19 protein-coding genes and 4 pseudogenes are annotated in these 21,685 nt (G+C 70.9%); 9 read left to right on the forward strand and 14 right to left on the reverse strand.

Translation table 11 applies throughout. From position 1 onward, the window contains the following. Positions 1-4 precede the first annotated feature (4 nt). The gene (gene xylB / locus JM949_RS09735; protein ID WP_203148088.1) at positions 5-1,432 is read left to right on the forward strand and encodes a xylulokinase; all 1,428 of its coding nucleotides are present in this window, start codon (positions 5-7) and stop codon (positions 1,430-1,432) included. 93 nt (positions 1,433-1,525) lie between these two features. Next, positions 1,526-2,959 carry an MFS transporter gene (locus JM949_RS09740; RefSeq protein ID WP_203148089.1) on the forward strand — a complete coding sequence of 478 codons (1,434 nt, stop codon included), beginning with the start codon at positions 1,526-1,528 and terminating at the stop codon, positions 2,957-2,959. A 273-nt stretch (positions 2,960-3,232) separates the two neighbouring features. Here the strand turns inward: JM949_RS09740 and JM949_RS09745 are convergent, their stop codons facing one another. The 5 genes and pseudogenes from JM949_RS09745 to JM949_RS09765 all read right to left on the reverse strand — a co-directional run bounded on the left by JM949_RS09745 (position 3,233) and on the right by JM949_RS09765 (position 9,490). Then, on the reverse strand, positions 3,233-4,906 hold the full coding sequence (locus JM949_RS09745; RefSeq protein WP_203148111.1) for a glycoside hydrolase family 13 protein: 1,674 nt from the start codon (positions 4,904-4,906) through the stop codon (positions 3,233-3,235). 33 nt (positions 4,907-4,939) lie between these two features. Then, positions 4,940-5,985: pseudogene (locus JM949_RS09750) on the reverse strand (LacI family DNA-binding transcriptional regulator). A 71-nt stretch (positions 5,986-6,056) separates the two neighbouring features. Then, entirely contained in the window at positions 6,057-7,025 is a 969-nt protein-coding gene (locus JM949_RS09755; protein ID WP_203148090.1) for a carbohydrate ABC transporter permease, read from the reverse strand. 1 nt (position 7,026) lies between these two features. Further along, positions 7,027-8,073 carry a carbohydrate ABC transporter permease gene (locus JM949_RS09760; protein ID WP_203148091.1) on the reverse strand — a complete coding sequence of 349 codons (1,047 nt, stop codon included), beginning with the start codon at positions 8,071-8,073 and terminating at the stop codon, positions 7,027-7,029. 70 nt (positions 8,074-8,143) lie between these two features. Next, positions 8,144-9,490 (reverse strand): ABC transporter substrate-binding protein, encoded by a 1,347-nt coding sequence (locus JM949_RS09765; protein WP_203148092.1) that lies wholly within the window; start codon positions 9,488-9,490, stop codon positions 8,144-8,146. A gap of 251 nt (positions 9,491-9,741) precedes the next feature. On the opposite strand from JM949_RS09765, the gene JM949_RS09770 reads away from it, so the two are divergent. Next, the gene (locus tag JM949_RS09770; RefSeq protein WP_203148093.1) at positions 9,742-10,515 is read left to right on the forward strand and encodes a M23 family metallopeptidase; all 774 of its coding nucleotides are present in this window, start codon (positions 9,742-9,744) and stop codon (positions 10,513-10,515) included. An 84-nt stretch (positions 10,516-10,599) separates the two neighbouring features. Here JM949_RS09770 and JM949_RS09775 read toward each other — a convergent pair whose 3' ends face one another. The 5 genes and pseudogenes from JM949_RS09775 to JM949_RS09795 form a co-directional block, all read right to left on the reverse strand. Further along, complete coding sequence (locus tag JM949_RS09775; protein ID WP_238432873.1) at positions 10,600-10,752, reverse strand: hypothetical protein; 153 nt, start codon at positions 10,750-10,752, stop codon at positions 10,600-10,602. A 144-nt stretch (positions 10,753-10,896) separates the two neighbouring features. Next, positions 10,897-11,040 (reverse strand): GPGG-motif small membrane protein, encoded by a 144-nt coding sequence (locus JM949_RS09780; protein ID WP_007464364.1) that lies wholly within the window; start codon positions 11,038-11,040, stop codon positions 10,897-10,899. Next, a pseudogene (locus JM949_RS09785) lies at positions 11,031-11,806 on the reverse strand (metallophosphoesterase family protein). Before JM949_RS09785 ends, JM949_RS09780 begins: the two are co-directional and overlap by 10 nt. A 10-nt stretch (positions 11,807-11,816) precedes the next feature. Then, positions 11,817-12,092, reverse strand: a complete 276-nt coding sequence (locus tag JM949_RS09790) for a hypothetical protein (RefSeq protein ID WP_203148094.1) — start codon at positions 12,090-12,092, stop codon at positions 11,817-11,819. Further along, positions 12,089-12,673 carry a nucleotidyltransferase gene (locus JM949_RS09795; RefSeq protein WP_203148095.1) on the reverse strand — a complete coding sequence of 195 codons (585 nt, stop codon included), beginning with the start codon at positions 12,671-12,673 and terminating at the stop codon, positions 12,089-12,091. The genes JM949_RS09790 and JM949_RS09795 overlap by 4 nt, the downstream gene beginning before the upstream one ends. A 182-nt stretch (positions 12,674-12,855) precedes the next feature. Here JM949_RS09795 and JM949_RS09800 point away from each other — a divergent pair, with 182 nt between their 5' ends. Beyond that, the gene (locus JM949_RS09800) at positions 12,856-13,545 is read left to right on the forward strand and encodes a dTMP kinase (RefSeq protein WP_309232089.1); all 690 of its coding nucleotides are present in this window, start codon (positions 12,856-12,858) and stop codon (positions 13,543-13,545) included. A gap of 2 nt (positions 13,546-13,547) precedes the next feature. Here the strand turns inward: JM949_RS09800 and JM949_RS09805 are convergent. Then, positions 13,548-14,239: pseudogene (locus JM949_RS09805) on the reverse strand (SDR family NAD(P)-dependent oxidoreductase). Positions 14,240-14,396: 157 nt separating this feature from the next. On the opposite strand from JM949_RS09805, the gene JM949_RS09810 reads away from it, so the two are divergent. The 4 genes and pseudogenes from JM949_RS09810 (at position 14,397) to JM949_RS09825 (ending at position 18,702) form a co-directional block, all read left to right on the forward strand. After that, the gene (locus JM949_RS09810; RefSeq protein ID WP_203148096.1) at positions 14,397-15,410 is read left to right on the forward strand and encodes an NAD-dependent epimerase/dehydratase family protein; all 1,014 of its coding nucleotides are present in this window, start codon (positions 14,397-14,399) and stop codon (positions 15,408-15,410) included. Between the two features lie 74 nt (positions 15,411-15,484). Further along, positions 15,485-16,399, forward strand: coding sequence for a MurR/RpiR family transcriptional regulator (locus JM949_RS09815; RefSeq protein WP_030333314.1), 915 nt, complete (start codon positions 15,485-15,487; stop codon positions 16,397-16,399). Further along, positions 16,396-17,336: pseudogene (locus JM949_RS09820) on the forward strand (N-acetylmuramic acid 6-phosphate etherase). The gene JM949_RS09815 and the pseudogene JM949_RS09820 overlap by 4 nt, the downstream one beginning before the upstream one ends. Before the next feature lie 376 nt (positions 17,337-17,712). Continuing rightward, the gene (locus JM949_RS09825) at positions 17,713-18,702 is read left to right on the forward strand and encodes a sigma-70 family RNA polymerase sigma factor (protein WP_203148097.1); all 990 of its coding nucleotides are present in this window, start codon (positions 17,713-17,715) and stop codon (positions 18,700-18,702) included. A 70-nt stretch (positions 18,703-18,772) separates the two neighbouring features. Here JM949_RS09825 and JM949_RS09830 read toward each other — a convergent pair whose 3' ends face one another. After that, a complete protein-coding gene (locus JM949_RS09830) occupies positions 18,773-19,750 on the reverse strand; it encodes a C40 family peptidase (protein ID WP_203148098.1) in 978 nt (325 codons plus the stop codon). A gap of 499 nt (positions 19,751-20,249) precedes the next feature. Here JM949_RS09830 and JM949_RS09835 point away from each other — a divergent pair, with 499 nt between their 5' ends. Next, positions 20,250-20,771, forward strand: coding sequence for a DUF6232 family protein (locus JM949_RS09835; protein ID WP_203148099.1), 522 nt, complete (start codon positions 20,250-20,252; stop codon positions 20,769-20,771). Positions 20,772-20,816: 45 nt separating this feature from the next. On the opposite strand, the gene JM949_RS09840 is transcribed toward JM949_RS09835, so the two are convergent. Both JM949_RS09840 and JM949_RS09845 read right to left on the reverse strand, forming a co-directional pair. After that, positions 20,817-21,146 (reverse strand): DUF3817 domain-containing protein, encoded by a 330-nt coding sequence (locus JM949_RS09840; protein ID WP_203148100.1) that lies wholly within the window; start codon positions 21,144-21,146, stop codon positions 20,817-20,819. 25 nt (positions 21,147-21,171) lie between these two features. After that, positions 21,172-21,594 carry a hypothetical protein gene (locus JM949_RS09845; RefSeq protein WP_203148101.1) on the reverse strand — a complete coding sequence of 141 codons (423 nt, stop codon included), beginning with the start codon at positions 21,592-21,594 and terminating at the stop codon, positions 21,172-21,174. Between the last annotated feature and the right edge of the window lie 91 nt (positions 21,595-21,685).

Consider the following 21,685-nt stretch of genomic DNA (forward strand, 5'->3'; position numbering starts at 1 on the left):
CGCCATGCCGTTGGTCGCAGGCGTTGACTCGTCCACCCAGTCCTGCAAGGTGGTGATCCGCGACGCGGAGACCGGCGCCCTGCTCCGGCAGGGCCGGGCACCGCACCCGGACGGCACGGAGGTCGACCCGGAAGCCTGGTGGCAGGCGCTGCGCAGCGCCGCCGACCAGGCCGGTGGGTTGGCCGACGTGGCGGCGATCTCCGTCGCCGGCCAGCAGCACGGCATGGTGTGTCTCGACGAGGACGGTCGGGTGGTCCGCCCGGCCCTGCTGTGGAACGACACCCGATCCGCCGACGCCGCCGCCGATCTCGTGGAGGAGGCCGGCGGCGGCACGGCCGGGCGTCAGTTCTGGGCCGAGGCCGCCGGCAGCGTGCCGGTGGCCAGCTTCACCATCACCAAGCTGCGGTGGCTGGCCCGGCACGAGCCGGAACTGGCGGCCCGGGTGGCCGCCGTCTGCCTGCCGCACGACTGGCTGACCTGGCGGCTGGCCGGCGCGCCGGGGCTGGGCGCGCTGCGCACCGACCGGGGCGACGCCAGCGGCACCGGCTACTGGTCGCCGGCGACCGGCGACTACCGACTGGACCTGCTGGAGCGGGGCTTCGGTCGGCGGCTGGTGGTGCCCGAGGTGCTCGGTCCGGCGGAGTCGGCGGGAAAGCTTGCCGACGGCCTGGGCGGGCCGGGCGGTGCGCTGCTCGGCGCGGGCACCGGGGACAACGCCGCCGCCGCGCTCGGCGTCGGTGCCGGCCCGGGTGACGTGGTCGTCTCGATCGGCACCTCCGGCACCGTGTGCAGCGTCGCCGACGTACCGGCCGCCGACGACAGCGGCGCCGTCGCCGGCTTCGCCGACGCGTCCGGTCGTTTCCTGCCACTGGTCTGCACGCTGAACGCGGCCCGCGTGCTGGACGCCGCCGCCGCGATGCTCGGGGTCAGCCTGGACGAGCTGGCCGAGCTGGCGCTCTCCGCGCCGGCCGGGGCGGACGGGCTGGTCATGGTGCCCTACCTGGAGGGCGAGCGGACGCCGAACCGGCCGCTCGCCACCGGCGCGGTGCACGGGTTGACACTGCGCACCTCGACCCCCGCGCACTTCGCCCGGGCAGCCGTGGAGGGCATGCTCTGCGCCCTCGCCGACGGCCTGGACGCGCTGACCGCGCAGGGCGCCACCGCCCGCCGGGTCATTCTGGTCGGTGGCGGAGCCCGCTCGGCCGCGGTGCGTCGGATCGCTCCGCAGGTCTTCGGCTGCCCGGTCGTCGTGCCGCCGGCCGGGGAGTACGTCGCCGACGGTGCCGCCCGGCAGGCCGCCTGGGTCGCGCTGGGTGGTGCCGCGCCGCCGGTCTGGGCGGTCGAGGGCACCGAGGAGTACGCGGCAGAGCGGGTCCCCGCCGTGCGCGACCAGTACGCCGCGGCGCGCGGACTGGTCCTCGACCGGCGCTGAGCGTCGGGATCGACACGGGTGGGTGCCGGTCGGTGGTGACCGGCACCCACCCGCGTGACGACCTGCTCAGCGGAGTCTGGTTGGCTGCCGGTCATGACGGTGACCAGTGGCGGGCCCGGCCAGCGCCCGCACGGTCGGGGCGGTGGACCGACGCACCGGTTGTACAGCGTCGTGGTGTTCGTGGTGCTCGCCTCGCTGGACAACGTGGCGATCGGGCTGGTCCCGCCGTTGTACGGTCCGATCTCCGACGCGTTCGACGTGTCCGGGCGGCTGCTCGGCGTGGTCACCGCGGTCAGCTTCCTGGTCAGCGCGGTGGCCGCAGTCGGCTGGGCGTACGTCGGCGACCGGACCAACCGCAAGCCGCTGCTCATGGTGGGCACGCTGCTCTGGGCGGCGGGCACCGGCGGTAGCGCGCTCGCGGGCAGCTACCTGACGTTCCTGGCCGCGCAGTTGGTAGCGGCGGTCGGGCTCGGCGCGGTCGGCTCGGTGGGCTTCTCGGTGGTCACCGACCTGATCTCACCGACCCGGCGCGGGCTGGTGATGAGCTTCTGGGGGCTCTCCCAGGGGGTCGGCACCCTGGCCGGCACGCTCGTCGGCGGGCTGCTCGGCGCGACGGACTGGCGGCGGCCGTTCCTGGTGCTGACCGGCGTCGGCCTGGTCGCCACGGTGGCCTACCTGTTCACCTACGACATCCGGCGTGGCCAGAGCGAGCCGGAACTGGCCGGCAGGCTGGACGCCGGCGCCGACTACGACTATCGGATCAGCCGCGCCGACCTGCCGCGCATCCTGGCCCGACGGACCAACCGGTGGCTGATCCTGCAGGGGCTGACCGCACAGGCCGCCTTCGGCTCGCTGGTCTGGCTGCCGGTGCTCTTCGCCGAGCGGGCCGAGGCCCAGGGCTACTCGGCGGCGACCGCGGTGGTGGTGGGCAGCGTCTTCGCCACCCTGTTCCAGCTGGGCGGGGTGCTGTCCATCGTGGGCGGGCTGGTCGGTGACGCTGTGCAACGGCGTACGCCGCGGGGGCGGGCCCTGGTCGCCTCGGTCGGCATCCTCGCCGCGCTGCCGTTCTACCTGGTGTTGTTCTTCGTGCCGGTGACCATCGACGTGCCGGACGGCGCGGGCGGTGGCGCGGTGGTCGGTGCGGTGCTGGCCAGTGTGTTCACCGAACCGTCGGTGGGGCTGAGCCTGCTCACCGCGATCGTGGCGCTCGCGCTGACCTCGGCCAACTCGCCGAACTGGTTCGCGCTGATCGCCGACGTCAACCCGCCGGAGCACCGGGGCACTGTCTACAGCCTGGGCAACCTGGTCAACGGGGTGGGCCGGGCGGCGGGCAACGGGCTGGTCGGGGTGGCGTTCCAGGCGTTACGGGCGGCATTCCCGCCGCCGTTGAACTTCGCCGTCGGGTTGGCCGCGTTCCAGCTCTTCTTCGTCCCGACCGGTGTCATGTACTGGTTGGCCTCGCGTACCTCACCGGCGGACATCGACGACGTGCACGACCTGCTGCACGCCCGCGCCGACCGGCTCTGACCACCGGCCGTGCCCGCCGCACGCCCGAAGATCGCACTACTACCGGAATGTAGTGGCCTCCCGTCACGGCCGACGCCACTACATCCTGGAAGAAGCACGATCTTGAGGCGCGGCGCCGCGAGTGCGGCGCGGCGGCGCGAGTGGGACGGCGGCGGCGCGAGTGGGACGGCGGTGCCGCGCGGTGCGAGTGACTCGTTACGGCATCAGGTCCACAGTGTGCCCGACCGACCCGCCCCGGGAGGGTCGCTCCTCGGAACGGGTCGTCGTGGGGGATCAGCCGCGCAGCCAGACCGTCACGTCGGTCGGGACCGCGCCGTCGTCGTCCAGGGCCGCGCTGGCGGCCAGCACCTCGGCACCGGCCGGCACCGGCACCGGGGCGGCGCCGAAGTTCGTCAGCACGGTCAGCTCACCGTTGCGGAAGGCCAGCACCTCGTCGCCGGAGGAGAGCCACTCCAGGGTGCCGCGACCCAGCCCGTGCGACCGCCGCAACCGCAGTGCGCTGCGGTACAGCTCGTACGTCGAGCCGGGCACGCCGCGCTGGCGGTCCAGCGCGTACTCCGCCCAGAGCGCGGGTTGCGGCAGCCAGCTCGCGTCGGTCGGCCCGAAGCCGTAGGACGGGGCGTCGGCCTCCCACGGGATCGGCACCCGGCAGCCGTCCCGACCGCGCTGGGTGTGCCCGCTGCGCGCCCAGGTCGGGTCCTGCCGGGCCTCGTCGGGCAGCGTGGTGTGCTCGGGCAGGCCCAGCTCCTCGCCCTGGTAGAGGTAGGCGGAACCGGGCAGGGCGAGCATCAGCAGGGTGGCCGCCCGAGCCCGGCGCAGACCGAGGGCGGCGTCCGGCTGCGGATCGCCGATGCCGATGCCGTTGGGTCGGCCGCCGCCCACCGGCAGGCCGAGCCGGGAGGCGTGCCGCACCACGTCGTGGTTGGACAGCACCCAGGTGGTCGGAGCGCCGACCGAGTCGGTGGCCTGCAACGAGCGAGTGATCACGGCGTACTGCGCCGCCGCGGTCCACGCGGCGAGCAGGTACTCGAAGTTGAACGCCTGGTGCATCTCGTCCCGGCGGACGTACCGGGCCAGTCGCTCGGCCGGCTCGACCCACGCCTCGGCGACCAGCACCCGCTCGCCGGGGTAGCTGTCGAGCACCTGCCGCCACTGCCGGTAGATCTCGTGCACGCCCTCCTGGTCCCACATCGGCGGGCGGGGCTTGTCGACCTCGTTGCCGGAGAGGATCTCCTGCGGCTCCTGCCAGTCGGCCAGGTCGGCCTGCTTGATCAGACCGTGTGCCACGTCCACCCGGAAGCCGTCCACGCCACGGTCCAGCCAGAACCGCAGCACGTCCAGGAACTCGGCGTGCACCTCCGGGTTGTCCCAGTTGAGGTCCGGCTGCCCGGTGTCGAACAGGTGCAGGTACCACTGGCCGGGTCGCCCGTCGGGGTCGACCGTCCGGGTCCAGGCGGGACCACCGAAGACGCTCTGCCAATCGTTCGGCGGCTCGTCGCCGGCCGGGCCACGGCCGTCCCGGAAGATGTAGCGGGACCGTTCCGGGCTGCCGGGAGCGGCGGGCAGCGCCGCCTGGAACCAGCGGTGCGCCGAGGAGGTGTGGTTCGGCACCAGGTCGACGATCACCCGCAGGTTGCGGGAGCGGGCCTCGGCGATCAGCTTGTCCGCGTCGGCGAGGGTGCCGAACAGCGGGTCGATGTCGCGGTAGTCGGCCACGTCGTAGCCGGCGTCGGCCTGCGGAGACGGGTAGAAGGGGGACAGCCAGACCGCGTCCACACCCAGCTCGACCAGGTGGTCGAGGCGGGCGGTGATGCCGGGCAGGTCACCGATCCCGTCGCCGTCCGAGTCAGCGAACGAGCGGGGGTAGATCTGGTAGATGGTCGCCTCGGTCCACCAGCCGGTGACCGGGTGACCGGAGGGCGTCTGCTGCGTCGGATCGGTGTTCAGGGTCTTCTCCCGTGTCGCGCTGTGGTTAGGTTTTCAGTCTGCCCGGGGTGGTGCGGTCGACTCCCGCACCACCAACCGAGTGGGCAGGATCACCGGGGTGTCGTGGCCGGTGCCCGGTTGTCTGATGACGGGCCCCGGCGGGCGGGCCCCGAGCGGGTCGAGCAGCAGTTGGGCGGCGAGCCGTCCCTGCTCGGCGGCGGGCTGGGCGATGGTGCTGAGCCCGAGCACGCCAGCCAGATCGTGGTTGTCGATGCCGATCACGCTGACGTCCTGCGGCACCCGCAGCCCGACATCGCGCAGCGCGGTCATCGCGCCCATCGCCATCTCGTCGCAGGCGGCGACGATCGCGGTCGGCGGTTCACCACGGGCCAGCAGCTCCGTGGTGGCCTGGTTGCCGCCGTCGATGGTGAAGCTGGACTCGACGTCCAGGCTGGGGTCGGGTCGCAGGCCGGCGGAGCGCAGCGCCGCCTGGTAACCCCGCCGTCGGTCGAGGTGGGTGGTGAAGGCCAACTCGTCGTCCGGGTCGCCGGAGATGTGCGCGATCCGGTGATGGCCGAGGTCGATCAGGTGCCGGGTGGCGACCCGCGCCGCCGCCACGTCGTCGATCCGCACGCACGGCCAGTTGGGCACTCTGCTGCCCGAGCTGATGGTCACCCCGGGTAGGTCCAGGGTGGCCAGCGCGGTCAGGTCGGCCCGCCGCAGCGGGGTGGCGACCAGCATCATGGCGTCCACCCGTTTGTGCAGGTTGGCCGTACGCAGGACGCGCTGACGGATCTGCTCTCGGCCGCCCAGGTTGTAGAGCAGCAGGTCGTAGCCGGACTGGTGGAGGTACTCCTCGACCGCCTCGACGACGGTGCTGAAGAACCAGCGGGTGATCCGGGGGACCACCACGGCGACCGTGCCGGTCCGGCCACCGGCGAGCCGGGACGCGCTCGGCGAGACCTCGTATTCGAGCTGCTCGGCGGCGGCGAGCACCCGACGTCGGGTGGCGGCCGAGACGGTCGGCAGTCCACGCAGTGCCCGCGAGACGGTGGCGTGGACACTCCGGCCAGCCGGGCGACATCATCGATCCTCGTCACGGTTTTCCCCCGCTCGGTGCCCCGGTGCGCCCGCCGCCGCCCGAGGGGCCGGGCGGCGGCGGGCGCTCGGGTCAGCCCTTGACGCTGCCGGCGAGCAGGCCTCGCACGAAGAAGCGCTGTAGGGACAGGAAAACGATGAGCGGTACGACGATCGAGACGAACGCGCCGGCGGTGAGCCGCTGCCACTCGTTGCCCCGGGTGCCGGCCATCTCGGCGAGCCGGACGGTGAGTGGAGCTGTCTCGTCGGTTCCGCCGGCGAAGATCAGTGCGACCAGCAGGTCGTTCCAGACCCAGAGGAACTGGAAGATGGCGAACGCCGCCAGCGCCGGCGTGATCAGCGGCAGCACGATGGTGCGGAAGATCTTCGGGTGGGTGGCTCCGTCGACCCGGGCCGCCTCCATCAGATCGCCCGGCAGTTGCGAGATGAAGTTGTGCAGCAGGAAGACGGCGAACGGCAGCGCGAAGCAGGTGTGCGCGAACCACACCTGGGCGAACTTTTGTTCGTCGACCAGGTCCCAGGCCGGCATCACTGTGACGCCGCCGAGGGTGACGCCGGTGGAGAAGAACTTCAGCAGCGGCACCAGGGCCATCTGCAACGGCACGATCTGCAACGCGAAGATCGCGATGTAGACCCAGTCCCGGCCCCGGAAGTTGATCCAGGCCAGCGCGTACGCGGCCAGGCAGGCGAAGGCGAGCGGAAAGAGCACCGACGGGATGGTGATCGCCAGGGAGTTGATGAACGACCCGGCGAGCTGCCCGGAGGACGCCGACCGCCCGAACAGCACCTGCTCGTAGTTCTCGAACGTGAACTGCGGGTTGGTGAAGGCCGTCCACCAGCCGGTGGTCTTGATCTCGTCCTCCGGCCGGAGCGAGGAGACGAGCAGGCCGAAGGTGGGGATGGTCCAGACCACCGCGATGACGATCGAGACGAGCGTCGCGGTGCGGCTGTTCAGCCGCTTGCGGACCCGGCCGGCGGTGGTGGACGGGGTGCCGTCGGTCTTCTGCGTGCCTGCCGCCACGGTGGGCGTTGCGGTCGTCATCTCAGCCCTCCCGCTGTTGACGGAGGTTGCGGATCTGGTAGATCACGACCGGGATGACCAGGATGAAGAGGAGGACCGCGAGCGCGGATCCCTGCCCGTTCTGGCCGTACCGGAACGCCTGGTTGTACATCTCACTGGCGATCACGCTGGTGTCGTAGTTGCCGTTGGTAGAGGTCCGGACGATGTCGAAGACCTTGAGCGTGGCGATGGTGAGGGTCACCATCACGACGATCAGCGCCGGTCGGATGCTCGGCATGGTGATCTGCCAGAACATCTGCCACGGGCTGACCCCGTCGAGCCGGGCGGCCTCCACGATGTCACCGGGGATCGCCTTGATCGCGGCGGAGAGCACCACCATGGCGAAACCGGCCTGGATCCAGACCATGATGACGATCAGCAGCAGCGTGTTCAGCGGTGACTCGAGAAGCCACTGCTTCGGCTCGCCGCCCAGGCTGACGACGATCTGGTTGAGCAGACCGATCTGGTCGCCCTCACCCCGGTAGGCGTAGACGAACTTCCAGATGATGCTGGCGCCGACGAAGGAGATGGCCATCGGCAGGAAGATCAGTGACTTCGCCACCGCCTCGAACCGGGCCTTGTCCACCAGGACGGCGTAGATCAGGCCGAAGCCGGTCGCCACCAACGGGACCAGCAGCACCCAGACCAGGGTGTTGATCAGGACCCGGAGCATCGCGTCGTCGGAGAACAGGAAGCCGTAGTTGCGCAGCCCGACCCATTCGGTGCTGCTCCCGTTCATCAGGGAGAGCAGCAGGGTGCGAATGGCCGGCACGATCAGACCGACGGTGAGCAGCAACAGGGTCGGCAACAGGAAGAACAGTGCGAAGAGCCCCTCCCGTTGCCTGGGTCGGCGGGGAAGTGGAGCTCCACCCGTCGAGGCGGCGACGAGTTGCGCCTCCCGTCGCCGGGCGAACCAGGCCGGTACCACGTCGAGCAGCAGAAGCAGGCCGCCCACCACCAGTACGAAAGCGACCAGCCCGTACATCAGCATGAGGAGCTTCGGCTGCTCATCGGCGAAGTCGAACTCCATCAACCCTCCCTCTCGGGTCCAGATCGGCCGGTGGCCCGGCCCGCGATCGCGGACCGGGCCACCGCCGGGATCACTTAGGCCAGCTGCTCTCGATGCCCTGGAGCACCGGGGCGGTCTGCTTGCCGTTCAGCCAGTCGACCATGCCCTTCCAGAACGTCCCCGCGCCGACGGCGGCCGGCATCAGGTCGGATCCGTCGAACCGGAAGGTGCCGGTCTTGTCCTGGAGGATCTGGACGGAGAGCTTGTCGATCGGGCTGGCCACGTTGGCGATGTCCAGCTTGTTGTTCGCCGTGACCCAGTTGCCGAGCTTCGCGCGGCTGTTCACGTACTCGGCGGAGGCGAGGTAGGTCTGCACCGCCTGGACCTCGGGACGGTCGGCGTAGGCGACGACGAACTCGCCCGCGCCCAGCACCGGCTTGCCCTTGGCCGGGTCGATGGCCGGGAAGTAGAAGGCGAACGCGTCGCCGTCCTCGGCCACCTTGGTGCCCTGCGGGAACTGGTTGGCGTAGAACGACGCCTGGCGGTGCATCGCGCACTTGCCGGTGGTCACCGGCAGGCCCGCCTCCTGGAAGGCGGTGGTGGTGATGCTCTTGACGCCGCCGAAGCCGCCGTTGACGTACTTCTCGTTCTTGAGGATGCTGCCGGCGCGGTCGACCGCGTCGACGATCTTCGGGTCGTTGAACGGGATGCTGTGGGTGGTCCACTGGTCGTAGACCTCGGGGCCCTGGGTCCGCAGGATCACGTCCTCGATCCAGTCGGTGGCCGGCCAGCCGGTGGCGTCACCGGACTCGACGCCGACGCACCACGGCTTCATGCCGCTGGCGGCGATCTTGTCGCTCAGGGCGATGAGCTGGTCCCAGGTGGTCGGAACCTCCCAGCCCTTCTCCTTGAACGTCTTCGGCGAGTACCAGACGAAGGACTTCACGTTGGCGCCGAGCGGCACGCCGTAGAGCGTCCCGTTGACGGTGCCGTACTTCAGCCAGTCGGCCGGCATGTTCTGCTCGGCGAGCGCCTTGGTGTCGGCGCTGAGCGACTTCAGCTTGCCGGCGTCCGCGAAGCGCTTCACCAGGCCCGGCTGGGGCACGAAGGCGATGTCCGGCGCGTTGCCGCCGTCGACGCGGACGGGGAGCTGCGCCTCGAACTCGCCGCTGCCCTCGTAGGCGATCTCGATGCCGGTGCAGTCGGTGAACTGCGACCAGGACTTCTCCAGCAGGTCGGCCTCGGCGTCACGGATGGACGCGTAGATGGAAACCTTCTTGCCGTCGTGGCCCTGGTACTTCTCGTACGCGGCACACTCCGCGGATCCCGCTTTGTCGCTCTTCTTGTCATTGCCGGTGCCGCAGGCGGTGGCGCTGAACGCCAGCCCGAGTACACCGGCGATCACGAAGGCCTGGCGTGGTCTGGTAAAGACCGCCATGCCGTCCTCCTTCCTAGCCGGCGCGGTCTCCGCTGGTGACCCGTCGCCGGTCCGATTGGGCGTGCACACATGTAAGCGCTTGCATCCGGTCCGGTCCACCCCCTGTCAGACACGAGCGAGTAACAATCCGGAAACCTCGGAGTTGCCTGGTGGGCGCGCTCCCCGGCCACGCTTGGGACTCTTTCGAAGATTGACGATATCTGTCAGGCTGTAGCCACCTCATCGAAGGTTTTCGACATAGGAGGAGCTGTATGCGTAAGCGGTGGATGAGCCTGCTGGTGACGGGTCTGCTCGTCGGGGGAGCGCTGGTGCCGGCGAGTCCGGCCCTGGCCGCGCCGACCTTCAAGGTGCCGTTCCCGTGCGGCCAGTCCTGGTCCGGGCAGACCCGCTCGGACCACAGCCCGGCGAACGCCGTCGACTTCAACCGCACCGACGACCTCGGCGACCCGGTGGTCGCCAGCGCGCCGGGCACCGTCGACCGGGTGACCGACCTCGGCGGCACCAGCTACGGGAAATATGTCCGGATCAACCATGGCGGCGGTTACAGCACCTACTACGCGCACCTCAACGGCTTCAACGTCTCCGTCGGGCAGACGGTCGGGTACGGCAAGGTGCTCGGCTGGGTGGGCAGCACCGGCGGATCCACCGGCCCGCACCTGCACTACGAGCAGCGCCTGAACGGCAACGACATCCAGGTCAGGTTCAACGGCACCCTCGGCCTGTACTGGGGCACCAAGAGCTACACCAGCGACAACGGGTGCTCCTCGGGCGCCGGCAACGCCACTGTCGACACCAGCGGCACGCCGCTGACCGTTCGTTCGGGCCCCGGCACCGGGTACGCCTCGGTGGGCACCGTCGCGGACGGCACTCGGGTGACCATCGCCTGCCAGACCAGTGGCACCACGGTCACCGGCACGTACGGCACCAGCTCGATCTGGGACCGGATCGGCAGTGGCCGGTTCATCTCCGACGCCTACGTCTACACCGGGTACGACGGCTACATCCCGGGCATCCCCCGCTGCTGAGCGGAGGTGCACGGAGGTCCCCGGTAGGCGTGCGCCTGCCGGGGGCCATCGCCGGTCAGGTGTTCAGCCGCCAGATCGCCAGGTTCAACGCGGCGGAGAAGCCGACCCGGCGCCACACCAGCCCTGCACGCCCAGAGCGCCGATGGCGGCCGCCACGAACACCGCCGCCGCGAAGCCGGCGAGGGCCCACCACGCCCGGCGGCCCGACGTCGCCGGCGCCTCCCGAGATGTCTTCATTGTCGAGATATTTCCGTCCGCCTGCGAGTCAAACCCGGGCACAAGAAAGCGCCGGGGCCGCTGCGGCCGATGCTTCTGTCGGGAGGACGAAGCTCCGGTCGCGGCGACCCCGGCGGGTCCCGGTGTGATTACAGGATGCGAACGTCAATTGAAGATGCTGACGCCACCCGGGCCGACCAACAGCCCGACGACGATGAGGACGATGCCCCACAGGATCTGCCGGCGGAACAGCGCGAGGATGCCGGCGACAACGAGTACGACTGCGAGAATCCAGAGAATCAGCTCCATGGCCGCTGAATACCCGACTGGCCGATCGGGGAAACCTGGTCCGTGTCGAGTTGATCGCCGACGTGGAAGACGCTGTACGCCTGCTTGATCACCGGGTGCGCGACGTTGCGTACCCGCACCCCGCCGGGGGTCGTGCCGCGCTCGGAGCCGGCGTGCGCGTGCCCGTGCAGGGCCAGCGCCGTGGCGCCGAGTCGATCGCCTGCCCCAGCTGGTACGACCCGAGGAACGGATAGATCTCCAAGGGTTCGCCGGCCAGCGTGTCCGGCACCGGCGCGTAGTGGGTGAGCGCGACAAGCATGTCGCAGTCCAGCGAGCGCAGCGCGTCGCCCAGCCGGTCCGCGCTGTCGGTGGTGGTGCGCACGAAGGCCTTCATCTCCGGTTCGCCGAAGTCACTCGCGCACCGCCCGGCGAACCCGCCGCCGAAGCCCTTGACGCCGGCGATGCCGAGCCGGCCGCCGGCGCAGTCCAGGACGACGCCGTTGCCCTCCAGCACGGTGATGCCCGCGTCCTCCAGCACCTTGACCACCTGCGGCACCTGGTCACACTGGTGGTCGTGGTTGCCCAGCACGGTCACCACCGGTACCGCCAACCCGCCGAACTCCTCCGCCACGCAGCGCGCCTCGGCCTCGGTGCCGTGCCGGGTCAGGTCCCCGGCCAGCAGCAGCACGTCGGCGCACTCCGGCAGCTCCTCCAACGCCGGTCGGAACCGGCCGACCACGTCCTGGTCCAGATGCACGTCGCCCACGGCGGCGATCCGGATCACCATGAAACCTCCCTCAGGGCAGTTGCTCGATCTCCGTGGGCGCCTGGGCGCGGATCACCCCGATGTCGTTGGTGATCGGTACGTCCGGGAAGCGCTCGGAGACCCGACGCAGGATCTCCTCCCGTCGGTGCGGGCTCTCCACCTCGCCGTAGAGCACGAGGGCGCGTTCCCGGCGGACCACGGTGATGCCCTGTTCGGCCACGGCGGGGTCCTCGGCCAGCAGCCGCTGGATCTCGGCCTCGACGTACTCGTCCGGTGGCCCGGCGCCGATGTCGCGATCGTGGCTCACGATGTCCCCTCTCCTGGCTGGGTGCCGGCGGCCGACACCACCTCCAGCCGGTCCAGCAGCACCAGGAACGCCTCGGCGTACGGCGAGTGCTGCGTCTCCTTGCGTACCCGTTCCCAGTCGATCTGCTCCCGCAGCGACCGGGCCAGCGGCAGGCCGCGGGCGAAGTCGCAGTAGTGCTGGGAGAAGCTGAGCAGCTTGTGCACCATCAGCTGGGTGGCGGACAGGACCGGCATGTGGATCGCGTCCACCGGCCGGATGACGGTGTCGGCGAACGTCTCCTCGGTCACCGGGGTCTCGATCGGGCGGTGGATCAGATCCACCATTCGGCCGTCGTCGAAGACCTTCACCAGCCAGTCCTCGGGTGGACGCTCGGCGACGAAGCCGGCGGCCACCAGGGCCTGGAGCGCCTGCTCCACGTCGGCCTCCCGGATCAGGAAGTCGACGTCGTGCTCGCTGGAGTGGCCCCCGTGGGCGTAGACGGCGAAGCTGCCGCCCAGGGCGAACGGGATCTCGGACTGCTTGAGCACGGCGGCGACCTTCTTGAGGGTGTGCACAAGACTCTCGTCTCCGCGCTCAGCCATCTGGTTCTCCCGTCGTCGTGTCGGTGGTCCGGCGGTTGCGTTTCGGTCCGGCGGTGGGGTTTCGAACTCCGGTACCCGGCATTCCGGTCGGCCACACCTGCTGGCGTAGCGGTCGGGTGCCAACCGGGATGAAGCACCCAAACCACACGGGGCAGGTGCGCGGGTCGGATAACCTGTGGAAGGTGGCCAGATCTTCGGGGATGCGTCGACGGAGGGCCCGGCTGCGCACCGTCGCCCTGATCGGCATCGACGGTTCGGGCAAGACCACTCAGGCACACCGGTTGGCCGACGCGCTGAACGCCGCCGGGCGTCCCGCCACCTACCGCCGCAACGCCAGCGGGCGGCGCTGGCTGGGCCGGCTCGCCCGCCGACTGGGCCGGCCGGACGCGCAACGGCTCGTCGGGCGCGACGGCGTGCTGGCGGTGGAGTCGGTGCTGCGCTGGCTCGCCATCGCCATCGCGCTGCTCAGCTGCCTGCTCACCGGTCGGACAGCGGTGATGGACCGCTACTCGGCCTGCCAGTACGCGAGCATCCGGGCGCACGGCGGGCAACGCTGGGAGCGGCTCGCGCGGGCCGGTTACCGGCTGTTCCCGACGCCGCAGGTGACCTTCCTGCTCTCCGTCGACCCCGCCGAGGCGTACCGGCGGATCGAGGAACGTGGCACCGACCACGAGACGATGGGCTGGCTGACCGCGGCGGACACCGCCTACCGGACCCTTCCCGAATACCCGAGCTTCGTGCTGGTGGACGCGGGTCGCCCGACCGAGGAGGTGACCGAGCAGATCCAGTCGTACCTGGAGACCTGGCTGCCGCCGCCGTCCACGCCGCCGGGCGACGACGTCGGCCCGTTGGTGACCCAGACCCGCTCCTAGGCTCAGGCCCGCCCGTAGACCGGAACGGTCGCGCCGCTGGTCGGCGCGGAGTCCGCCGACGCGAGGAACCGGACCACCGGTGCGATCTCCTCCGGTGTCACCCAGCGGGAGTGGTCGGCGTTGGGCTGGGCCGCCCGGTTCGCCGGGGTGTCGATGACGCTGGGCAGCACGGTGTTGCAGCGCACGTGGCGGGACCGGTACTCCACGGCTACCGCGTTGGCGAAGGCCAGCACGGCGGCCTTGGCCGTCACGTAGCCGGCCGCGCCGGGGAACGGGGCGAGCGCCGCGCGGGACGAGACGCAGACCACCGCGCCGCCGCCGGCCGCCACCAGGTGCGGCAGTGCCGCCTGGGTGACCAGGTAGGTCGGCCGCAGGTTGACGGTGAACATCCGCTCGAACTCCTCGACCGGCGTCTCGTGCACCAGCCCGCCGCTGGCGTACCCACCGACCAGGTTGACCACCGCTCGCAGCGGTGCCGCCGGCTCACCGGCGCGACCTCGACCGCCTGCGCCGCGCCCGCCGGCTCACCCAGGTCCGCGACCACCCGGACCAGGCCGCCCGCCGCCGGCTCCGACCCGGGTCGGGGGTTCCGCTCCGGTACGACCACCCGCCAGCCCGCCTCGACGAACGCGGTGACCACCGCCCCGCCGAGCCCGCCGGAGCCCCCGGTCACCAAAACGCTCCGCTGCACCATGCCCCCACGCTAGCGAACCCCGCGCCTCCCGCGCGCTCCCGGCGATCATGAAGTTGTCGCCGCCGAGGTCGGCGGGTCGGGTAACAGCTTCGTGATCGTGCTCTGCCCTGGGCAGAGTTGCTGGTTGGTTCGGGGGTTGGCGGCGCAGGATCGGCGGATGCGGATCCTCATTCTCGGTGGTACCCAGTTCCTCGGCCGGGCGCTGGCCCGGCTCGCCGTCGCGCAGGGCCACGACGTGACCTGTGCGGCCCGGGGAGTGTCCGGCGTCGTGCCGGCCGGGGCCCGGTTCGTCAGGGTGGACCGGGACGACCCGGCGGCGCTCGGGTCACTCGCCGGCGCGGGCTTCGAGGCGGTGGTCGACGTGACCCGCCAGATCAGCCACGCCCGGTACGCGCTCGCCGCGCTCGCCGACCACGTCGGCCACTGGTCGTTCGTGTCCACCATCTCGGTGTACGCCGAGCACGCCACCCCGGGTCGGTCCACCGCGAACACGCCGTTGTTGGCGCCGGCTCCGTCGGACGTGGACGGCCCGGTCGGTCCGGAGCACCGCTGGTACGGCGGGTGCAAGGTCAGCATCGAGCGGCTGGTACGGGAACGGATGGGCGTGGATCGATCGTTCCTCTGCCGGGCGGGCCTGATCGTCGGCGCGGAGGACCCGAGCGACCGTTTCCCGTACTGGGTGCGGCGGCTGTCGGCCGGCGGGGAGGTGCTGGCGCCAGGGAAGCCGACCGACCGGGTGCAGTTCGTGGACGTCGAGGATCTGGCCGGCTGGTTGCTGCACGCCGCCGACACCCGTCTCAGCGGCACGTACGACGGCACCGGGCCGGCGATGTCCCGTGCCGAGATGATGGCCGGGGTGGCCGCCGGGCTGGGCGTCGATCCGCGCCTCACCTGGGTCGACCAGGATTTCCTGCTGTCCCACGAGGTGCGCGAGTGGTCGGGGGAGCGGGCGCTGCCGCTCTGGGTGAGCTTGCCGGAGTCCGCTGGCCTGATGGACCGAGACGCTTCCGAGGCGCTGGCGGCCGGGCTGGTCATCCGTCCGTTACCCGACACCGTTCGGGCGACCGCGTCCTGGATGGCAGCGCACCCGGCGGCCGTCCGGCAGGGTGGACTCGACCCGGCGGATGAGGCGGAGATCCTGCGGAAGTGGCACGCTGTGCGGGACCGGTGATCCCGGCACAGACACTTTTCCCACCCAGGGCAGTCATAGTTGACGCTCACGCTTGGTGAAAGTAAGTTTCACCCGTGGCGAAGAGTCCGAAGATTTCTGCGAGTCATGAGCCCGGTGGGCTGATCGTCCACATCAGTGGGCTCCTGCCGTCGCTGTCGCCCGCCGAGCAGCGGGTTGCCCGGCTGGTCGTGTCCGATCCGGCCGCCGCCGCCCGGCGGACCATCACCGACCTCGCCACCGCAGCCGAGACATCGGAGGCGACCGTCATCCGGTTCTGCCGTTCGGTGGGCATGGACGGTTACCCCCAGCTGCGCATCCGGCTCGCCGCCGAGGCCGCCCGCCGGATCGAGCCGCCGGACGCCCGGGTGGTCGGCGGTGACATCCCGCCCGGCGCCGACCTCGCCCAGATCATCGCCACCATCGCGTTCAACGATGCCCGCGCGGTCGAGGAGACCGCCGAACAGCTCGACCCCGCCGTGTGCGAGCAGGTGGTCGAGGCGATCAGCGGCGCCGGACGGATCGACATCTACGGCGCCGGCGCCAGCGGGTTCGTCGCCTCGGACTTCCAGCAGAAGCTGCACCGCATCGGCCGGATCGCCTTCTACTTCCCCGACGTGCACACCGCGCTGACCTCGGCCGCCCTCCTCGGTCGGGGCGACGTGGCGATCGGCATCTCGCACACCGGCACCACCTCCGACGTGATCGAGGTGCTGGAACAGGCCCGTACCCGCGGCGCCGCGACAGTGGCACTCACCAACTTCCCCCGGTCGCCCATCGCCGACGTGGCGGACTTCGTGCTGACCACGGCAGCCCGGGAGACCACCTACCGCTCCGGCGCGACGGCCAGCCGGCTGGCCCAGCTCACCGTGGTCGACTGCCTCTTCGTCGGGGTGGCCGCCCGCAACCGGGCCCGGGCTCGCAAGGCCCTCGAGGCGACCGCCGAGGCGGTCCAGTCGCACCGGGTGGGTGCCAACCGGAGGCGGGCATGACGGCCGGTGCGGACCTGCCCGCACCGCCCGCCCGCCCGACGGTCCGGGTCGGCGCCCCCACCGAACGGCGAAACCCGCTCAGCGTCGACCTCGATTTGATGTCGACCCGGGACGTGCTCACCGTGATCAACGAGGCGGACCGGCGGGTGCCGGCGCAGTCGCCGCGGTGCTCGACGAGATCGCCACGACCGTCGACCTGGCGGTCGCCGCGCTACGCGGTGGTCACCGGGTGCACTACTTCGGCGCGGGCACCTCCGGTCGGCTGGGCGTGCTCGACGCGGCCGAGCTGGCCCCCACCTTCAACTCGCCCCGGCACTGGTTCTGCGCCCACCTCGCCGGCGGCCCGGACGCCATGTGGCGGGCCGTGGAGGACGCCGAGGACGACGACCGGGGCGGCGCGGTCGAGGCGGCCAGTTGTGTACGTGCCGGGGACCTGGTGGTGGGTCTGGCCGCCAGCGGGCGCACGCCGTACGTCCTCGGGGCGCTTGCCGCAGCCCGCGCCACGGACGCTTCGACAGTGCTGCTCTGCGCCAATCCGGAGGCGGAGGCCGCCCGGTCGGTCGACGTGTTCATCGGGGTGGACACCGGACCCGAGGTGGTCACCGGGTCGACCCGGATGAAGGCGGGCACCGCGCAGAAGTTGGTGCTCAACACGTTCTCGACCGCCGTCATGGTGCGACTGGGTCGGGTCTACTCGAACCTCATGATCGATATGGTGGCCACCAACGCCAAACTCCGCGGCCGAATGATCTCGATTCTGATCGAGGCCACGGGCTGTTCGGAGGAGATCTCCCAGCGGGCCCTCACCGAGGCCGACGGCGACCTGAAAACGGCCCTGGTCTCCCTGGTCTCGGGCGCCGAGATCGACGCCGCCCGGGCCGCGCTGGCCCGCTCGGCCGATCAGGTCCGCGGCGCCCTCGCCCTGCTCGCCTCCTAGCCCCCGACCGGGCGGGAAGCGAACGGCCCTCCGGATTGTTCGTTCGGCCGGGGGGTAATAACACCCAGTGGATGAACCGACCGGTTCCCCGGTGCGTATCTGGCAGTGACCAGGATCGCAGCCGGGTGGTGACCCGGGTCGCTGTGCCCCCACGGCGGGCGGTGTTGCCATGGTGCGGTAACCCGTACGTGGTGCCCAGTGGCGAGCCACCCGACGGGGTGCTGACAGCAAACATGGATCGTGCTCTCAGCTACTACTCAGGCATTCGTGACACTTTCGACTCACGACATGGAATCCCCGACACGTCTCATCTGTTGTGTAGGTGTCAGCACCGGTGGGCACAGCAGAAGTTACCAGGGGCTGACGGACGTGGGGAATGGCAAGGAACCGGGCAACCGGCGCGAGCGAGGGGACCGTGGGCAACGTGGACAAGAACATCGGCATGCGAACCGACGAGGTTGCCGAGGAGCGCGACCTGGTCGGCGTCTACCTGCACGAGATCTCCCGGACGCCACTGCTGGACGCCGCCAAGGAGGTCGATCTCTCCAAGGCGATCGAGGCCGGCCTCTACGCTGAGCACCTGCTCGGTGAGGAAGCCGTCCCCGCCGGTGTCGACCGGGCTGACCTGGAGTGGCTGGTCGTCGAGGGGGAGCGGGCGAAGGACCTCTTCATCCGCGCCAACCTGCGACTGGTCGTCTCGATCGCCCGACGCTACGTACGCTCGGGCATGCCCATGCTGGATCTGATCCAGGAGGGCAACACCGGCCTGGTCCGGGCGGTCGAGAAGTTCGACTACGAGCGTGGTTACAAGTTCTCCACCTACGCCACCTGGTGGATCCGTCAGGCGATCAGCCGGGCGATCGCCCAGCAGGAGCGCACCGTGCGACTGCCGGTGCACCTGGTGGAGGACGTCAACCGGATGCGCAACGTGGCCCGGCAGTTGACCCGTGAGCTGGGCAGCGACCCGGAGCCGGAGCAGATCGCCGCCGCCCTGGGCGTCACCGTCGAGCGGGTGAACGAGCTGCGCCGCTGGTCGCAGGACACCGTTTCGCTGGACACCCCGGTGGGCGACGACGGCGACACGAACCTGGGCGACCTGGTCGCCGACAGCGACGCACCGTCGCCGGAGGACATCGTCCTCAGCGGCCTGGAGCGGCAGCGCATCGAAGGGCTGCTCAACCACCTCGACGACCGGTCCGCCGGCATCATGCGGGCCCGCTACGGGCTGGAGGACGGTCGGGAGCACTCGCTCACCGAGGTCGCGTCCCGGTTCTCGCTGTCCCGCGAGCGGATCCGGCAGCTGGAGATCCAGGCTCTCGGCCGGCTGCGCGAGCTGGCCCGGGCAGAGGGTCTACAGGCAGCCTGACCTGGTAGTAATGACGGCGAACGGCCGGCGTCCGATGAGGGGACGCCGGCGTTCGCGTCATTGGTCGCGGCTAGCGGACCCGACCGTAGCCCTGGATGGGCATCATGTTCATGCCGCGCTTGAGCACGTTGCGACCGGCGCTGGGTGCGTCGATCACCTGACCGTTGCCCACGTAGAGGGCGACGTGCCCGAGCCCGCTGTAGAAGACCAGATCCCCGGGGCTCAGGTCGCCCCGCCCGATGTGGGCGACCGCACTCCACTGCATCCGCGTGTTGTGCGGCAGCGACTTGCCGGCTGCCCGCCACGCCGCCGAGGTCAGCCCGGAACAGTCGTAGCTGTTCGGCCCGTCGCTCGCCCACTGGTACGGCTTGCCCAGCGCGCCGAACGCGTAGCGCACCGCCGTGCCGGCAGCTCCGGCCACCGCCGGCACGTTCTTGGCCTCGGCCGCACTGGCCTTCGGCTCGGGTCGCTCGGTGGCGGCACCGTACGCCTGCCGGCGTAGCTCGTACAGCTTGGCCAGGTCCTGCTCGATCTGCTTCTTGCCGGCGGCGAGCTGCCGGGCCTGCGCGGCCTGCCGGGCCAGGGTGGCGTCCAGGCGGGTCTTCTCGTCGAGCAGTCGCTGCTGGTCGGCGGTGAAGCCGGAGATGCGCTCCTGCCGCTGACGGGTCAACTGTTCCAGCGTGCCGAGCCGGTCCAGCAGCGCGGACGAGCCGCCCGGACGCAGCAGGGCGTCCGCGGTGCGCAGACCGCCGCTCTTGTACGCGGTGGCGGCCAACTCGGCCACGTCGGCCCGGCTCTGCTCGACCTGCTCTTCCAGTGGGCCGATGCGGGTCTGTAATCGGCCCACCGCGGCCTCGTTGGTCTTGATCTCCTCACGGAGCTTGTTGTACGACTCGACGACCCGCTCCAGCTCAGCCGAGGACGTCTCGATCCGACTGGTCAGCTCGGCGGGGGACGGCTCGGCGTGAGCCACCGCCGCCGGGACGATCAGCGCCGCCGACATGCCGGCCAGCGCCATGGTGCGCAGCAGGTTTCTCAGGGATGACAAGAGCGGAAAGCCCCTCTCCCACGGCCGTCGGGGCTGCTGACGCCCTCGGCGACACCGGCCGGGGCCATCCGGGCGGACGGCGCTGGGCCGGACCGGCCTGCCCAACCTAACCCGGGACGGATGTCGCTCGCAGTTGAAGCAGCGGCGAAAGTTGGCAGAGTTGCCCGGCGTGCCGCTGGGTTCGGTGGCGTCATCGTGGCGGATGACGCCTGCGGTGCTGCCGGTTTGCGGTTATGACCTCCGTTCTGACGGATATGCGACTTTCGTCGTTCCGGGCGTATGCCGCCGGATGACTGGGTGCCATAACCGATAAAACCTGAAATGGATGCTGTTTCTCGGCGATGTCTCTCGGGCGGGGGAGCTGTCGAGAGTCGGCAAATGCCCAGGTCGACTGGGAGTGCCACAACACAATGAGGACGGAGCCGGGAATCCCGTCGACTGATAGCGATGCCAGCCACCGGCGTGATCGCTCGGCCGACCGTCCCCCGCGGGAGGAACCGTGGATCGTGAAGGCGCAAAGACGCGACGGCCGCGAACAGTGCCGGGTGCCCGAACGACCCTGCTGTACGCACGGCCCGGCATCATCGTGACCGTCGACCGGTTCACCGTCGGCTCGATCAGCTACCGGGTCGCCGAGCTGACCCATCTGCGTACCACCCGGGGCCCGCACGACCGGATCGCCGTCCGAGCCGTCGTCATCACCGCCAGCATGCTCGGCGGGGTCGCGCTGCTCCTCGGCTTCACCGGTGGCCTGCAACACCTCACCGCCGGGGCGTACCTCATCCTCGGCGCGGTGTTCCTGCTGCCGGCCGCGCTCGCCCTGGTGGGCGATCGCTGGCGTCCACCACCGTACGAGCTGTGGGGGTGGTACCGGGGAACGGAGGCGCTGCTGTTCAGTGCCGACGACGAGCGGCAGTTCGGCCAGGTCACCCGGGCGCTGCTGCGGGCCCGGGAGGTCAACCGCTACGGGGGCTGGGTCGACCCGCTCGCCTCGACCGACCCGTGGCGACCCAACCGCTGACCCCCCGACGGTGGGCGGCGTCAGGTGGCGTCGGTCGGCCGGGGTTCAGCGAGCGACCGGTTCCGGAGCGCGCTCCTGCCGCGGCGCGGCCAGCCAGGCGCTGACCCGGCGCTCGGCGTAGAAGGAGACGAACGGCACGGTGCCGGCCAGCATCACCAGCAGCATCCGCTTCAGCGGCCAGTCGGCACGGCGGCTCAGGTCGAACGCGGCCACCAGGTAGATCATGTAGAGGAAGCCGTGCGCCGGGCCCACCGTCTCCACCACGACCGGGTTGTCGAACGCGTACTTCAGCGGCATGCCGATCACGACCAGCAGGATCAGCACCACGCCCACGATCCAGGCGATCACGCGGTAGCGGGTAAGGGCAGCGCCCACCTTCGTCCGTCCTTCCGAACCCGGCTCAGCCGGGATAGTCACCGGGCCGGGCGCCCGGATTGGCGTTCAACCATGACAGGTAGCGGTTGTAGGCGGCCAGGTCGGTGTCCTCGACGACGTCGCCGGTGGCCGGCACCCGGGACACCCGCACCGGTCGGCGGACGGCCGGTCGGGACCCGGCGCCGACCGGCGGCACCGGCTCGACTGTCGGCTCCGGCGACGGCGCGTCGGCCTCCGCCGTCCGGCGGCGGGCGAACTTCACCTCGCGCCACCAGACGTAGACCACGAAGCCCGCGAAGATCGGCCACTCGACCGCGTACCCCCAGCTCAGGCTGTTGCCGGCGGTGGCCCGGCTGATCTGCCACCAGCCCAGCCCGAGGAAGCCCACGACCAGCACGACCATGGCCACGTGACGCGCGATCCACGCCGGGGTCCAGAGCCGCCTCATGGCATCGAGGGTACCGGGGCCACCGCCGCTCTCCGACACCGTGTCGTAGGTGTCTCTGGTCGAGATGGTTTGGCGTCAGCACGCCTGGGCA

Source organism: Micromonospora tarensis, assembly GCF_016803395.1.
In the GTDB taxonomy this organism is placed as follows: Bacteria; Actinomycetota; Actinomycetes; order Mycobacteriales; family Micromonosporaceae; genus Micromonospora; species Micromonospora tarensis.